The following is a 15162-nucleotide window of genomic DNA, read 5'->3' as shown; positions in this document are numbered from 1 at the left end:
AACCACGTCTACAGGCGTGGTTTCTTTTTTAGGTCTTTTCTTTTAGGCGCATCCGATTTTTCCCATCTTGACATATTGATAGCAAAGGACACACCTCACACTTAGGATTTCTTGCTGTACAATGATATCTACCGAAAAAAATCAGTGTATGATGTGTCTTTACCCATAATTCTTGTGGCACTTTCCGCATCAGTGTTTCTTCTACTTCCATGACCGAGGCATCTAGTTTGCAGATCCTCAGTCGTTTTGAAACACGCTCAACATGGGTATCTACTGCGATTGCTGGTATCCCGAATGCATCTCCTAATACGACATTTGCCGTTTTTCTGCCCACGCCAGGAAGAGACATCAATTCTTCTCTTGTCGTTGGTACTTGTCCGTCGAAACGTTCAATCAGCTGCTGTGCACACGCTTTGATATTTTTTGCTTTGTTACGATACAAACCAATCGTTTTTATTTTGAGGATGATTTCATCGATTGAAGCATCTGCTAATGCATCAGGTGTTGGGAAGGAGACAAACAAATCTGGCGTTGCTTTATTTACTGATACATCTGTCGCTTGGGCACTTAAGATCACTGCAATCAATAACTCAAATGGATTATTGTGTTTCAGTTCTCCGTGTGCTTCTGGGAACATTTCATACATCGTTTCTAGAGCTTCCATTGTTTTTTGTTTGCTTAACATATCCTGCTACTCCTCCAACCAATTTTTCAGCGAAACTTTTGGCAATTCTTCTTGTTGAGTCGGCTGCTCTACTTCTCTTTGAAGAAGTTGCTGTTTCCTTCGTTTTTGGTCTTCTTCTACTTGCTGTTTTGTACGTAGATTTTTTCTTTCCCACGATAGCAAAATGCGGTCAACATAATTAAAACTATAAGCCTGATTCAATACGGCTTCCCGCAGTGCTAGCTTCAAAATTTCCGGCTGATAATGGTCTTCTTCTAGCCATTGACCAATCCGCTGGAACTCGATCGAAGAAAGCGGGCGTCCAAATTCTTGTTCAAATAATTGATACACTGACTGGATTTCTTTTTCTTGTGTTTTTTCTTCGTATTTTTTTTCTTGTGTTTTTAAATACTCACCTAATTGATCATAAATAGGGTAAAGATTATATCGATCTGCTTTTTTACCGTTGACAATCGTCGTTTCTATCTTGATAAATCCATTTGTTACGAGACGATCCAGTATTTGAAAAATCTGATCTTGTTTGATTCCCATATCCATAGCAATCATCTGCAAATCAGGGAAAGTATCTCCTTCAAGCTGTGCCATGTGCAACTGTAGAACAAATAAAAATTCTTCAGATTGCAGACCGATCCTATGATAATTTTTAAGTAAAAGATTAGATATGACTGTTTGTCCAGCGCTTAAGTAATTTTCTAAATTCAACATGATTTCTCCTCCGCTCAATCACAGTATACGTAAAAAAAACATGGGAAGCAAGAACAGGTTTCTTTTCTATTGCTTCACTGATCGGTCAGATTTATAGTGTCGTCTACTTGATTTTTGTTTGTTTATGTTTTTGATGTGCATCTTCACTTTTCGGAATAAATAAATTAAGTAGATTTTGCTATTCCTTATAATGTTGACAAGGAAACAAAATTACTATACACTATTTTTGTTTCCTTGTCAACATTATTTCATAAAGGAGTTTTTTAAATGTTCAGTTTCACAAATAAACATTCTAAAGTTTTTGGATATATTTCTGTCTTATTCACTGGATTAGGATTTACTATCGTCAGTCCTGTACTTCCTTTTTTAGCGCTGCCTTATTCCCACTCCGCACATCAGCAAGCTTTCTATATCACTTTGCTCATGTCTGTTTATGCTCTAGCTGCCTTCTTATCTGCCCCCATTCTCGGTAGCTTAAGTGATCATTTTGGGCGTCGTCCGATCCTTATTATCAGTTTATTAGGATCAAGTATTGGATATTTGATTTTTGGTTTAGGAAATTCGATATGGATGTTGTTCCTTGGTCGTATCATTGAAGGATTGACAGCAGGAGAAATCTCCACCTTATACGCTTACTTTGCCGACATCACGGAACCTAATGAAAGAACCAAAGTTTTTGGATGGATGGGTGCTTTAGTCGGTATAGGAACAACGCTTGGTCCTATTATAGGTGGTCTATTAGCTGAGTTGGGGAATTCTGTTCCTATATTTATTGGAGCACTCTTTACTTTCTTAAATGCCGTTTATGGCTACACATTTATGCAAGAAAGCCTTCCAATGAAAAAACGTTCAGTAGATTTAAGTTTTTCCCATGTAAGACCTTTTCACCAATTAAAACAATTATTCAAGATTTCATCCGTTATTCCTTTATTGACAGCCGGTTTTGCTGTTTGGTTAGCGGCTGGCTCTCTTCAATCTATCTTTTCTCAATTTTCGATTGACACCTTTCAGTGGAAAGCGGGGTTGGTTGGTTTAAGCTTCTCTTTGATTGGAATCTTGGATATTGTCTCGCAATTGTTCATTATGCCTCGATTGCTCAAAAAAATTTCAGAACAGCAGATCACAAGAATAGGAATGTACAGTGAAATCCTCGCCTATTTATTCATCACATTATCTGGAATTCTTCTACTGCCGATTTTGTTTTTATTTGGGATTATCTGTTATGGTTTTGGCGATTCTATTTTTACTCCTGTATTCAATGGCCAACTATCCAATTCTGTCTCAGAAAACCAGCAAGGTCTTGTAATGGGCGGTACCCAAAGCATACAATCTCTATCGCGCGTCATCGGCCCGCTAATCGCAGGACAGCTTTATCCCGTAGCACCATTTCTTCCGACGATATTCGGGTTTTTGCTTATGATTTTTGCCTATTATTATTACAATATAAAACATTAGTTTCATTTGCTACTTCGTATAAATTCTCTGTATCGACCGATAAAACGAAATACTGTGTCAAATTCTTCTTTTGACATATTTTCAAATACAGCAGCATCTCGCTGGACCCATTTTTGATGGAGCTGCTCGTGTCTATTCCTTATTTTTTGTCCGATTGGCGTCAATTGAAAATAGATTTCTTTTTTATTCTCTTCGCTTTGATAAGTGTTTATGATCCCTCTGGCTATCAGCTTTTTTGTTAACTTACTGATGGCTCCTCTAGTCATATAACTAGCATTCGCTAATTTTGTCACGTTAGGATCAGGGATTTTCCCGATATGTTCAATCACTTCTAGTTCATTTAGCGTAAATCCTGCAAATTCTTTTTCCATTTCTGGTTTATTACGATGAATAATCTCATTAGCTAAATCCAGATATTCTTCTATTAGCAGCTGTCTTTTATCCATTTCTACACCTTCTTTTTCTTTCATTATATTATTTTTTTGTTTCCTAAACAACAAAGTTAAAAGGATTTTGTAGTAAAAAAGAGTTAAAAGGATTTTGTAGTAAAAAAGAGAATGAAATCAAGAAAAAAGGGGTTTGACAAAAATGTCATAACCCTTTTTTCCGAATAAACGGTGTTTAAACATCATCTTCTGTTTCTAGTTCATACGGCTGTCCTTCATATGTGTACTCCGTATTCAATGTGCCGTCATTTTCATCTGAGTAGATACGCCGACTGAAAGGAAAACGATGAGAAGCATTATCTTTCGCATCTTCTGCTGGCATCGTATAATATTCCTCTTGTGTTTCATTCAATTGAGAGAGCACTTGCTCCGCCAACTCATCTATATTGATCGTCGACTCTTTCGCAACATTTTTATAATCTTCTAAAAATGCATCTTGTTGGACAAAATATTCTTTATTCATCTTCTTTCTCACCTTTCTTTTCAAGTTCAAGTAAAACTGCTTGTTCTTTTATGTAACAGCTTTATCTTTGTTGCTTATTGTGACAAAAAATGCGAAGAAAGACAACTAATTGTACTTTTCACAAAAAGACAGAGGGTCGTGACAAAAAATGCGTCACAACCCTTTTTCCAAAATAAACGGTAATCAGTCAAAACTAAACAGCTCTTTCATAACCGCTCCCGTCTGTCTTTCTTTATTGTGCTGTTTCGATTTCGCCTAGCGCTGCTTGTGCAAGTAGGTTCAAGTAATTCCAAGGACGGTCAAAATGTGGTTGGAAGAAGAAGTCTGAAAGAGCAAGATCTTCTACAGTCATTTTATTTTGAACAGCTAAAGACATAGTATTTGCTGATTGCGTAATGTCGTATTTAGACATGAACTGAGCACCAACGATACGATTTGTGCCTTTTTCATAAACTAACTCCATCATTACTTTTTCGGTAGTCGGCATGAACTCTGGACGATAATTATCTTCAAATACCGTTGCTTGGACTTCTAAATCGTTCAATGTTGCGCTTTCTTTAGTTACTCCTGTCGAGCCAATCGTCCAGCCAAATAGATAAAGTCCTGAAGTTCCTTGAGTCCCACGATACGCCATTTTATGCTCTGTCAAGTTATTTCCTACAAGCAATCCTTGGCGCACGGCATTTGTTGCCAGAGGAATATAATTTTGTGTGCCACTTGGATTGTAGTTGACTACTGCTGAATCTCCAGCGGCAAAAATGTCTGGATCACTTGTTTGCATGTATTCATTTACTTTGATTGCCCCGTTCGGCAGTGTCTCTACTTTTCCTTCGATCAGTTTTGTATTTGGACGGAAGCCCACACATAAAATGACCATATCTGTATCAAATGTATCTGTTGGTGTAGCTACTTGTTTCACTTTTCCTTCTTCATCTGTGATGAATTCAGTGACATTTTCACCTAGTGCAAGAGTGACACCGCGGTCTGTCAATTCTTTTTCTAGGATATCTGTGAATGGTTTATCTAGATATTTATTCAAGATGCGGTCTAACCCATCAATCAATGTTACTTGTTTTCCAGATTCGACAAAAGCTTCGACTAATTCAATACCGATATACCCACCACCAACGATTACTACACGTTTCGCTTCTTTCGCTTGTGCAATGATTTCATTTGCTTGGTTGTAGTTTTTGCATAGGAGTACATTTTTTGCATCAATTCCACTAATCGGTGGGATGATAGGCCATGAACCAGTTGTCATTACTAATTTATCATAAGAAACTGTTTCTGTTTCTCCTGTTTTCAGATCTTTTGCCGTCACTGTTTTGTTTTCTGTATCGACGTCTGTTACATCGTGTTCCATTTTAACTGTTGCTCCTAATGAAGATAATTCTTCAGGGTTTGAGTAGAACAAGCCTGCTGGGTCTTTTACTACTCCGCCGACATAAAGTGCGATACCGCAAGATAAGAAAGAAATATTGTCATTTCTTTCATATACTGTCACTTCTGCTTCTGGATGATTTTTTAAAATACTTTTTACAGCTGCAGTACCTGCATGAGTACAGCCAATTACTACTACTTTCATTTATGGTCCCTCCGATTAACATTTTGTCCTTCGACAAAATTACTATAACAGAAATAAAACGGATACAACAGTTTAATGCTTGTGAATTCACAAAGGTTTATTTGTAGTTTTACTCATTTACAATCATAGAAATCCATTGTTAGCAAGATTCTTATTGTGATAATATTCACTTTAACATTTGTCCTTGTGAATAAAAGACAAAAAAATAAAAAAAGCTAGCGTTTTTTTACGCAGCCAGCTTTTTTAGGTGTAACACTTGTAGAAACTGTTTTTACATTTGTGCCTTTTTTGCTGATTCTTTACAGTCTGGACAAAGTCCATACAATTCCAGCCGATGTTCGTTAATCTCAAAATCAGTCAGCCTACTCGCAGCCATTTCTATATCTTCTAACCCTGGGTAATGAAAATCAACGATCTTACCACAGTTTTCGCAAATCACATGATAGTGACGCTTTGAGCTGAAATCAAAACGGCTAGAAGCATCGCCGTACTTCATTTCTTGAACAAATCCAATCGAAGTAAACAGACGAAGATTGTTGTAAACGGTCGCAACACTCATGTTTGGGAAACGATGTTCAAGTGCTTTATAAATCTCATCAGCTGTTGGATGGGAATGATGTTCAATCAAATATTCTAAAACCGCGTACCGTTGAGGTGTGATTCGAATGTTCTCTTTTTTTAACTTTTCGATAACCTCTTCGACTAACTTATTTTCCATGTAAACACCCCACGTTGTTATTCTCGTCTTATCATACTATTTTTACATTTTAAAATCCACTTAACATGAAAAGAAAATTCAATTTTATTGTATTTTAATGAAAAAAAGACGTAAAACAGTCATGTTCACCATTCTACGTCTCTATTCAACTAACTCTTTTCTTATCATAGATTTTTGTGTTTTCTTTTCATCTGTAAAAGCCTTCCACATAAACCTATTTATAGAGAAACAAGTTTACTTACATTTCTTGGTAAAGGGCTGTAGATAAATAACGTTCACCATTGTCGGGAACGACTGCTAATACCTTTTTGCCTTTCCCTAGTTCTTTTGCGACTTTTAATGCGGCAGCAATTGCAGCGCCAGATGAGATACCAACTAAAATTCCTTCTTTTCGTCCGACTTCTCTAGCTGTTTCCATCGCTTCGTCTCCAGTCACGGAAAGGACTTTATCATATACAGAGGTATCCAGTGTTTTAGGAACAAAGCCTGTACCGATCCCTTGGATTTTGTGAGGACCTGCTTCTTTTCCTTCTAAAATGGCAGATTCTGCCGGTTCTACCCCTACTAATTCGATCTTTGGATACACACGTTTTAATTCTCGGCCAGCGCCAGTGATTGTCCCGCCTGTCCCGATACCTGCGACAAAAGCGTCCAATCCATTTACTCCAAAGGCTTGATGAATCTCTGGACCAGTCGTTTTTTCATGTACAAGAGGATTTGCTTCATTTTCAAATTGTAATGGTAAAAAGTAGCCATTTTCTTTTGCCAAACGTTCTGCTTCTCTAATGGATCCAGAAATACCATCCACACCAGGCGTCAGAATCAACTCTGCGCCGTATCCTTTCATCAATAAACGTCTTTCGATACTCATCGTCTCAGGCATCACGATAATGACTTTATATCCTTTCGCGACTCCTACCATCGACAATCCGATTCCTGTATTTCCGGAGGTAGGTTCAATGATGGTATCTCCTGGTTTCAGTAATCCATCATGTTCCGCTTTTTCTATCATACTTAGAGCAATCCGGTCCTTTACACTTCCTCCTGGATTAAAAAACTCAAGTTTCACAAATACATCTGCTGAATCTTCTGGTACGATTTTATTTAATTTGACGATTGGCGTTTTACCAATCAATTCGGTGACTGAGTTATAGATAGCTGTCATCTTCAATTCCTCCTTGTCTTTGCTCTTCCCTACTTATCATAATACAATTTGTTCATTTCTGGCGAGTGATTCGTCTTTGACTAGCAAAAAAAAGACAAAGATATACCAGATATGGTAGTTTCTTTGCCTTTTTATCTAAATCACACGTTTAGTTCTTGTCCGACTAATAAAGAATAACTGGACATGGACATGCCGTTTTTCGCCATTAGATCATCAACAGACATGCCAAATTTTTGTGCAATATCCCATAGCGTATCTCCTGATACAACTGTATATGTTTGACTACTATTTGTATCCGCACCTGTTGCCGAAGATGATGATGACGTTGAAGTCGTCGTAGTAGTAGTTGTTGTTGTACTTGTAGTTGTTGTGGTCGCCGAACCAGTTGATGGTGTATCAAAACGGGTTAAATTATAAGTATTAATCAATGAGTTCAATTTGGTTCCATAATCTGGATCGGTAGCGTAACGACCTGTCAAGTACGCTGTTGCATCATAAAAACTTGTTGTATTGCTTTTCCATACACCAGCATAATGATAATCGCCTGTTGAAAAACTGGTTGAACGAAGAACATTTGCATGGTCTTGGAAGGATTCCCAATAAGAAGAATATTTTCGGAATGGTTCATTCATCGTTACCCATTGTCCGTTTACATATTCTTTGGTTGCCATATAAACGACCTGTCCGTTATAGCTTCCTTTTACACCGAACAAATTATAATTGGGCGCACTAGCTAATCCGGAAGTACCATATGCACTTTCCAACAACGCTTGAGCGATCATGACTGAAGCATACAAGTCATTACTTGCAGCAACTTCTGATGCAGACCAGCCGATTTGATCGATAAACGCTTGAGGATCAGCGACTGTTTGAGATCCTTGTTCATCTGCATGAACACTTTGCGGTACCGCTGTAACCATCATCGGCCCAACTAAAAGACTCGTTCCAATTAAAGGAGCAATCGCTTTTTTATTGATCACCATGTTTCTTTTAGGTCTATGGTGTCGGGCACTGCGGGTCTTCAGCTCTTGCATTCAAATTCCTCCTCAAAATAAAAAAACTTAATAAAAAGTTCTCTTCTTAAAACAAACTTAATTAATTAAATTATACTTTTAATTCTCAAGAAACACAAACTAATCCGAAGAATTCTTTGTTTTGTCATTTAAATGTAATATAACAGAAAACGAAAAGTAACATTGATTTATTCTTACCACCACATAAAAAACAGCTGCCTCCAACTTGCAGACAGCTGTCTTTATCATTCAAACAATGATTGGTGTCTATGATAATTGATTGTACGTATTCACAACATTTTCTACTGTAAATCCAAACTCTTCTAAAATTTTAGCACCAGGAGCAGATGCACCGAAATGATCGATGGTAATCGTTGTTCCTTCTGTACCCACATAGCGTTCCCATCCGAATGATGCAGCAGCTTCGATCGCCACGCGTTTCTTCACTGCTTTAGGAAGTACGCTTTCTTTGTATTCAGAAGATTGTTTTTCAAACAGGTCGAAGCTTGGCATAGAGACAACAGAAACATCTTTCCCGTTTTCTGCCAATTCTTTTTGAGCTTTCACAGCTAAATCAACTTCAGAACCAGTTGCAATCAAAATACCTTCTGGTGTTTCTCCTTTAGCTGGAGAAAGAACGTACGCGCCTTTTTTGACCATTTCATCTGCTGCTTCTTTTGTAGAAGGCAATACAGGAAGGTTTTGGCGGCTCAATACAAGGATAGTAGGCGCATCAGTAGTCTCCATCGCCACTTTCCAAGCAGCACGTGTTTCATTTCCGTCTGCTGGACGAATCACTTGGACACCAGGCATGCAACGAACAGAAGCTAATTGTTCAATCGGTTCGTGTGTTGGTCCGTCTTCTCCGACAGCAACGGAGTCATGTGTCAAAACGTAAACAACAGGCGTATGTTGAATCGCTGCTAAACGAACAGCTGGTCTTAGGTAATCGACAAAGACAAAGAATGTTCCGCCATAGATACGAGTTCCGCCATGAAGTTGGATACCATTCATAGCCGAAGCCATCGCAAATTCGCGAACGCCAAACCAGATGTTACGTCCTTCATAATGTTCAGGAGTAAAATCTTTATCAGCAGCTACCATTGTATTATTGGAACCTGATAAATCTGCTGAACCGCCCCAGAAACTTGGTATAGCTTTCGATAATTCTTGGATGACTTCTTTACTTGAAACACGGCTTGCTTGACTGCTTCCTACTTCATAAGTTGGCAATTCTGCATCCCAGTTTTCTGGCAGTTTGCCATCAAAGGCATCTTCAAATTGTTGTGCCAATTCAGGATAAGCTTTTTTATAATTGGCAAACATTTCATTCCATGCATCTTCAGCTTTTTGTCCTTCTTCTATCATTGTTTGATGGAAGCGGGCAGCTACTTCTTCAGGAACAGTGAAGTCTGGATAATCCCATCCGTAAACTTCTTTAGCCATCTTGATACCCTCTTCGCCAAGAGGAGCACCATGAACAGCAGATGTTCCTTCTTTAGGAGCACCGTAGCCGATGACTGTTTTTACTTCGATCAACGTGGGTTTATCTGTTTCAGCTTTTGCTTGTTCAATCGCTTTAGAGATTGCTTCTAAGTCATTTCCGTCTTTCACTAAGATATGTTGCCAGCCATATGCTTCATAACGAGCACCAACATTTTCTGTGAACGCTTTTGAAGTTGGACCATCTAATGAAATATCGTTTGAATCATATAAAACGATTAATTTACCTAACTTCATATGACCTGCCATCGAACTTGCTTCTTGAGAGACTCCTTCCATCAAGTCTCCATCCCCACAAATTGCATACGTATAATGATCCATTATGTTGAAGTTTTCTTTGTTATAAGTTGCTGCAAGGTGTGCTTCTGCCATCGCCATACCAACAGCCATTGCAATCCCTTGGCCTAATGGGCCTGTAGTAGCTTCTACACCATCTGTATGATGGACTTCAGGATGTCCTGGTGTCTTAGAATCCCATTGACGGAATTGTTTCAAATCATCAATTGTCACTTGATAGCCAGCTAAATGAAGTAAACTATATAACATTGCTGACCCATGTCCTGCTGAAAGAATGAAACGGTCGCGATCAGCCCAATTTTTGGATGTCGTTGGATTTACTTTCAGGTGTTTTGTCCATAACGCATATGCCATAGGTGCTGCGCCCATCGGCAATCCAGGATGTCCTGAGTTTGCTTTTTGGACTGCTTCAATACTTAATGTACGAATTGTGTTAACGCCAAGTTGGTCAATTTTGTCAAACAAAATAACCCCTCCTATTAATTTAGGTTTTTTTTACCTTTATTTCTTACACTCTCATTCTATAAGATGTCACACGAAAAAGCAATCATTTTCAGTATTTTTTACTAAAAGTTGTCATTTCGGTTGTGTAAGCCTTTTTTCTTTTGGATTTCTTTTAATTTTTCCGGGGTCACGTCATTGCCCTCAGGATCGACGATTTTCATTCCTTCGATATGATGACGCATACCGGAACGAAAAGCTTCCAAATACTCTTTGCGCAAGTTGATTTGTTCTTGTTCTTCGGCTTTCGAGAGACCATTTTCCTTCTTTTTACGTGCGAGTTCATTGATCCGCTCTATTTTTTCAGGTGACAGCATGCTCAGCCCTCCTTTTACTCTCCTTCATATTATATAAAAACTGAAAAAAAAACAACTAGATAAACTAAATAAAATACGAACATTCGTTTGATTTAGCGCTTTTTATATGGTACTATTTATTTATCAAGTGAAAGAAGGTGTACCTTGTGGCCCGACAAACTGAATCAAGACAAATTGAAGTCTTACGTTATATCCATGAACAAGTAACCCAAAAAGGATACCCGCCAACTGTCCGTGAAATCGGGGAAGCTGTTCAGCTTTCTTCTACTTCTACTGTTCACGGTCATCTTGCACGGCTTGAAAAAAAAGGGTTTATCCAAAGAGATCCGACGAAACCTCGTGCAATCGAGTTGACAAAACAAGGTTTAGAAAAGATTGGGATTCGTCCAACAACTATTCCAGTACTTGGCGTAGTAACAGCTGGAGAACCAATTTTAGCAGTAGAGGATGCTTCGGACTTCTTTCCGATCCCTCCTAATCTTTCTTCTGAAGAAGGCAGTCTCTTTATGCTGACGATTCGTGGAGATAGTATGATCAATGCTGGAATTTTGGATGGCGATAACGTGATCGTTCGGAAGCAGGAAACTGCACAAAACGGTGATATCGTCATTGCAATGACTGCAGAGGATGAAGCGACTTGCAAACGATTCTATAAAGAAAAAAACTACTTCCGTCTTCAACCTGAAAACGACTTACTCGAACCAATCATTTTAGATCAAGTATCTATATTAGGACGAGTAGTAGGGCTCTATCGTAGTCATATCTATTAATTAGTACTAAAAAAGAAAATTGTTTAAAACCGAGTTTGAGACCATTGTCTCAAACTCTTTTTTCGCCCAAGTTCTTCTTCTTTCAAATTTTTATCACTTCCCTCTTTACAAACCGAACAAATATTCGTATACTAAATATACGAACAATTGTTCGTATAAATTAACGAGGTGAGAATTCATGAAATCAATGAGACGTCTTGGCTTAGTATTAACTGTTTTGTTTTTAGGTATTATTATTGGTAATTTCGGCATACGTCCAGCTTTACTTGTGTTTGTTCCGTTATTTACTTTGTGGTTCATGTTGTGGGATGAAAAGAAGTACCGTCAATCTGAGCGGCGCAGAATTCATGAAGATCATTTCTATCATGAACCCTACTACAGATCCAGGCAATCATAATGAGGATTGACTGCTAATTGTTCAAAAGACAAAAAGTTAAACTTTTATGAGGGTGTGACAAAAATCGGTCACATCCTTTTTTTCGAACCTTTACTGGACTTTGACTGGTTCCATTTATAAAAAAATAGCGACCCTCAAGCGTCAGAGTGCCTATCTGACTTTTGAGGGTCGCTTCAAAATCGCTTCTTTATAAATTATAAATCATAAATCGCTTTTTCTGCTTAATATTCCATTAATGTAATAATGTCGTATCCTTTGATTTTGTCACGTCCATGGAGATCCATCAATTCGATCAAAAATGCGCAGCCTACGACTACACCACCTAATTGTTCGATCAGTTCGATTGTCGCTTTGATCGTTCCACCAGTAGCCAGCAAATCGTCACAAATCAACACACGCTGACCTGGTTTAATGGCATCCTTATGCAATGTCAATGTATCTGTTCCATATTCTAATCCATAAGTCACTTCGATGGTTTCTCGAGGTAATTTTCCTTTTTTGCGGACTGGTGCAAAACCGACTCCTAACTCATAAGCAACAGGACATCCTACGATGAACCCACGTGCTTCTGGTCCAACTACCATATCAATTCGTTTTTCTTTTGCATAATTTACGATTTGCTTCGTAGCTTCCCGATAAGCGTCACCATCTGCCATCAGCGGGGAAATATCTCGGAACACAATTCCTTTTGACGGATAGTCGGGAATACTGGCAATATAATCTTTTAAATCCACTCTTTGTTTCCTCCTAGGTTGTTAACCATTTCTTTATGGTAGGAATATCGCTCAAAAGCAAAAATTCCTCAACTTTGATTTTATTTAGCCGCCGCTGGTATAATTTGCTCTCAGTCAAAGGATGACTTTCTGGGCTGGCGACTTTTTGTAAAACACCGTTCTCTATTGTAACAAATTTCAATTCAAAAAACACCTGTATCATAAAAATTAATAATTTTTCAGGGATACGCAAATATTGAGCTACTGCTTTTATTTTATGACGTATATCTATTCGTTCTTGAGAATGGATCAATTTAAACAATTTTGCGTACTGTTCTCTTGTGCCTACCCCATTCAAATAAGCCTCATCAGGTGAAATCCCCATCAGATAAACACGATTGAATGAATAAGACCCAAAGACTTCTTTCAGCTTTGCTAAATCCTCTGGACAATCCATAATAACCAGAGATTTCGGTTTTCTTTTTTCAATTACTGCGTGTATAGAATCCATTCCTTCGAAAACAATCGCCGTTTCTTGGATGCGCTCCGGCACGAATTTCAACGTCGAAGAATCAAAAGCTAAATAAAGACTGTCTTCAGATGTTCGGCTCTCTTCACGGAAACGTTTTGCCCGCCAATCAAATACCTGCAGACCACCTACTGCAAAATCAGATACCATCAGTTGCGGTTTCTTACGTCCATTCCATTCATTGATCGAAAGCTTTCCTACTACATCTACTAGATTATTCAGTAGTTCTTCTTCTTGAGTTCCAAAACCAAAAGCGACCGCATCAAGCTGACTAGATTCATCGGAAAGGACAAATTTCAGATGCTGTTGGTTTGCTCCGATTCTTTTGACATTCGCTGCTTGGACTTGCCGAAATAAAAATTGAGGTAAAGGATTATCTGTACCAAATGGCGCTAATAATTTTAGTTCATCAATACGCTCTACTGTTACTTCATTCGGAAGTAGCACTTCATCAATTCTTAATTCAGGTCCTCTTGTCAAATCGATTTGACGATCGACTATATATTGGTTCATCTTCTCCTGTAGTATTGTGACATTTTCACTTGGCATCGTTAACCCGACTGCTGCATGATGTCCTCCAAAATAAGTAAATAAATCCCGCATCTGGTCAAGCATTTCAAAAAGGTTCAAGGCTTCAATACTACGTCCAGAACCTTTAGCTGATCCGTCTTCTTTTAAAGTAAGAACAAGCGTTGGTTTACCAGTTTCGTTCATTATTTTTCCTGCAACAATACCTAAAACACCTTCATGCCATCCTCGGTTTACCAATAGATGGATATGATTCTCCTTATTGACCATTGCTAATGCTTCTTCTGTTATCTGCTCTACGATTGCTTTTCTTTCTTCATTGATTTCATTCAATTTTTTTGCTTGAATGGATGCCTCTTCTTCGTCAAACGTTGCAAGCAATGAAACGGCAGGTCGCGGGTCACCCATCCGACCAATAGCATTTAGTCTGGGCGCAATCGAAAAGCCGATCGTTGTTTCGTCTGCATCTCTCATTTTTACGCCACTTTCTTCAAACAGCGCCTGAAGTCCTATCCGTTCTGAATGATGGATGGCATCGATTCCTAATGCAACAAGGATTCGATTCTCATCAGTCAATGAAACTAAATCGGCGATCGTTCCTATCGCTACTAAATCCAAAAATTCTGCAGGTGGTTCTTCCAACAATGCAGAAGCTACTTTGAATGCTACTCCGACTCCTGCCAGATCTGGAAATGGATATTGCCCCGCTGGATGACGAGGATGAACAATCGCATAGGCGTCTGGTAATTTCTCAGGTAGCTCGTGATGGTCTGTAATGATCACGTCTACACCAGCTTGCTGAGCATATGCTACCGCATCATTTCCTGCTACCCCGTTATCAACAGTGATGATCAGCTGGATGCCTTCTTGGATCTTTTCTTGGTATACCGATTGGTTCGGTCCATACCCATGCTCAAATCGATTTGGCAAAAATACTTCTACTTCTGCACCAAGTAATTCCAGTGTTTCTTTCATTACCGTTGCACTGGTGATTCCGTCTGCATCATAATCACCGTAAACGAGGATTTTTTCTCCACTGATTACAGCTTCTTGTATTCGACTGATTGCTTTATCCATATCGTGCATCAGATACGGATCATGTAGTTCTTGTTCTTTTGGATGTAAAAATCGGTTGATATCCTCTTCCTCATGGTAACCTCTTTGCCACAGTAACTTACCGACAAATGGAGATAATTTCAATTCACGGATCATTTGGAGAAAGGATTCAGAAGGCTCTGTCTCGCTTAACTTCCAATCAAAATTTGCTTGTCTCACTTTCTCACTCCTAACTTAGTTATTATAGCAAAGGAAATCAGCAAAAAAAAGCAGAAAGAAAGAATAAAAATAGATCAGATCCGCTAGACTGATGTTC

14 protein-coding genes and 1 pseudogene are annotated in these 15162 nt (G+C 38.5%); 3 read left to right on the top strand and 12 right to left on the bottom strand.

Features of this window, described 5'->3' with window-relative positions; genetic code table 11:
- Positions 1 to 8 precede the first annotated feature (8 nt).
- A pseudogene (nth, locus tag HMPREF2988_RS01715) lies at positions 9 to 685 on the bottom strand (endonuclease III).
- A gap of 6 nt (positions 686 to 691) precedes the next feature.
- Positions 692 to 1390 carry a DnaD domain-containing protein gene (locus HMPREF2988_RS01710; RefSeq protein WP_002339331.1) on the bottom strand — a complete coding sequence of 233 codons (699 nt, stop codon included), beginning with the start codon at positions 1388 to 1390 and terminating at the stop codon, positions 692 to 694.
- Positions 1391 to 1657: 267 nt separating this feature from the next.
- Here HMPREF2988_RS01710 and HMPREF2988_RS01705 point away from each other — a divergent pair, with 267 nt between their 5' ends.
- Positions 1658 to 2845 carry an MFS transporter gene (locus tag HMPREF2988_RS01705; protein ID WP_070769879.1) on the top strand — a complete coding sequence of 396 codons (1188 nt, stop codon included), beginning with the start codon at positions 1658 to 1660 and terminating at the stop codon, positions 2843 to 2845.
- A 2-nt stretch (positions 2846 to 2847) separates the two neighbouring features.
- On the opposite strand, the gene HMPREF2988_RS01700 is transcribed toward HMPREF2988_RS01705, so the two are convergent.
- The 8 genes from HMPREF2988_RS01700 to HMPREF2988_RS01665 all read right to left on the bottom strand — a co-directional run bounded on the left by HMPREF2988_RS01700 (position 2848) and on the right by HMPREF2988_RS01665 (position 10853).
- On the bottom strand, positions 2848 to 3291 hold the full coding sequence (locus HMPREF2988_RS01700; protein ID WP_002329162.1) for a MarR family winged helix-turn-helix transcriptional regulator: 444 nt from the start codon (positions 3289 to 3291) through the stop codon (positions 2848 to 2850).
- 175 nt (positions 3292 to 3466) lie between these two features.
- A complete protein-coding gene (locus tag HMPREF2988_RS01695; RefSeq protein WP_002309371.1) occupies positions 3467 to 3754 on the bottom strand; it encodes a DUF5960 family protein in 288 nt (95 codons plus the stop codon).
- Between the two features lie 232 nt (positions 3755 to 3986).
- Positions 3987 to 5339 carry an NADH oxidase gene (locus tag HMPREF2988_RS01690; protein ID WP_002309372.1) on the bottom strand — a complete coding sequence of 451 codons (1353 nt, stop codon included), beginning with the start codon at positions 5337 to 5339 and terminating at the stop codon, positions 3987 to 3989.
- A 271-nt stretch (positions 5340 to 5610) separates the two neighbouring features.
- The gene (locus HMPREF2988_RS01685) at positions 5611 to 6057 is read right to left on the bottom strand and encodes a Fur family transcriptional regulator (protein ID WP_002289542.1); all 447 of its coding nucleotides are present in this window, start codon (positions 6055 to 6057) and stop codon (positions 5611 to 5613) included.
- A 238-nt stretch (positions 6058 to 6295) separates the two neighbouring features.
- Complete coding sequence (cysK, locus tag HMPREF2988_RS01680; protein WP_002315091.1) at positions 6296 to 7222, bottom strand: cysteine synthase A; 927 nt, start codon at positions 7220 to 7222, stop codon at positions 6296 to 6298.
- Positions 7223 to 7362: 140 nt separating this feature from the next.
- Positions 7363 to 8256: a glucosaminidase domain-containing protein gene (locus HMPREF2988_RS01675; RefSeq protein ID WP_002329158.1), complete on the bottom strand. Its 894-nt coding sequence runs from the start codon at positions 8254 to 8256 to the stop codon at positions 7363 to 7365.
- A 246-nt stretch (positions 8257 to 8502) separates the two neighbouring features.
- On the bottom strand, positions 8503 to 10500 hold the full coding sequence (gene tkt, locus HMPREF2988_RS01670) for a transketolase (protein WP_070769878.1): 1998 nt from the start codon (positions 10498 to 10500) through the stop codon (positions 8503 to 8505).
- Between the two features lie 101 nt (positions 10501 to 10601).
- Positions 10602 to 10853, bottom strand: a complete 252-nt coding sequence (locus HMPREF2988_RS01665) for a DUF896 family protein (RefSeq protein WP_002309377.1) — start codon at positions 10851 to 10853, stop codon at positions 10602 to 10604.
- Between the two features lie 146 nt (positions 10854 to 10999).
- Here HMPREF2988_RS01665 and lexA point away from each other — a divergent pair, with 146 nt between their 5' ends.
- Both lexA and HMPREF2988_RS01655 read left to right on the top strand, forming a co-directional pair.
- The gene (gene lexA / locus HMPREF2988_RS01660) at positions 11000 to 11623 is read left to right on the top strand and encodes a transcriptional repressor LexA (RefSeq protein WP_002309378.1); all 624 of its coding nucleotides are present in this window, start codon (positions 11000 to 11002) and stop codon (positions 11621 to 11623) included.
- Positions 11624 to 11801: 178 nt separating this feature from the next.
- Positions 11802 to 12020, top strand: coding sequence for a hypothetical protein (locus HMPREF2988_RS01655; RefSeq protein ID WP_002297436.1), 219 nt, complete (start codon positions 11802 to 11804; stop codon positions 12018 to 12020).
- Positions 12021 to 12241: 221 nt separating this feature from the next.
- Here HMPREF2988_RS01655 and HMPREF2988_RS01650 read toward each other — a convergent pair whose 3' ends face one another.
- Both HMPREF2988_RS01650 and recJ read right to left on the bottom strand, forming a co-directional pair.
- A complete protein-coding gene (locus HMPREF2988_RS01650) occupies positions 12242 to 12754 on the bottom strand; it encodes an adenine phosphoribosyltransferase (protein WP_002295813.1) in 513 nt (170 codons plus the stop codon).
- A gap of 13 nt (positions 12755 to 12767) precedes the next feature.
- The gene (gene recJ, locus HMPREF2988_RS01645; RefSeq protein ID WP_070769877.1) at positions 12768 to 15065 is read right to left on the bottom strand and encodes a single-stranded-DNA-specific exonuclease RecJ; all 2298 of its coding nucleotides are present in this window, start codon (positions 15063 to 15065) and stop codon (positions 12768 to 12770) included.
- Positions 15066 to 15162 lie beyond the last annotated feature (97 nt).

It is taken from the genome of Enterococcus sp. HMSC061C05 (assembly GCF_001814765.1).
In the GTDB taxonomy this organism is placed as follows: Bacteria; Bacillota; Bacilli; order Lactobacillales; family Enterococcaceae; genus Enterococcus_B; species Enterococcus_B lactis.
The sequence above is the reverse complement of the archived record's forward strand: the minus strand, read 5'-3'. Positions and strand labels throughout refer to the sequence as shown.

Coding starts and splice junctions, on each gene's coding strand:
- HMPREF2988_RS01710 (WP_002339331.1), bottom strand. CDS start 1,390: ATGTTGAATTTAGAAAATTACTTAAGCGCTGGACAAACAGTCATATCT.
- HMPREF2988_RS01705 (WP_070769879.1), top strand. CDS start 1,658: ATGTTCAGTTTCACAAATAAACATTCTAAAGTTTTTGGATATATTTCT.
- HMPREF2988_RS01700 (WP_002329162.1), bottom strand. CDS start 3,291: ATGGATAAAAGACAGCTGCTAATAGAAGAATATCTGGATTTAGCTAAT.
- HMPREF2988_RS01695 (WP_002309371.1), bottom strand. CDS start 3,754: ATGAATAAAGAATATTTTGTCCAACAAGATGCATTTTTAGAAGATTAT.
- HMPREF2988_RS01690 (WP_002309372.1), bottom strand. CDS start 5,339: ATGAAAGTAGTAGTAATTGGCTGTACTCATGCAGGTACTGCAGCTGTA.
- HMPREF2988_RS01685 (WP_002289542.1), bottom strand. CDS start 6,057: ATGGAAAATAAGTTAGTCGAAGAGGTTATCGAAAAGTTAAAAAAAGAG.
- cysK (WP_002315091.1), bottom strand. CDS start 7,222: ATGACAGCTATCTATAACTCAGTCACCGAATTGATTGGTAAAACGCCA.
- HMPREF2988_RS01675 (WP_002329158.1), bottom strand. CDS start 8,256: ATGCAAGAGCTGAAGACCCGCAGTGCCCGACACCATAGACCTAAAAGA.
- HMPREF2988_RS01665 (WP_002309377.1), bottom strand. CDS start 10,853: ATGCTGTCACCTGAAAAAATAGAGCGGATCAATGAACTCGCACGTAAA.
- HMPREF2988_RS01655 (WP_002297436.1), top strand. CDS start 11,802: ATGAAATCAATGAGACGTCTTGGCTTAGTATTAACTGTTTTGTTTTTA.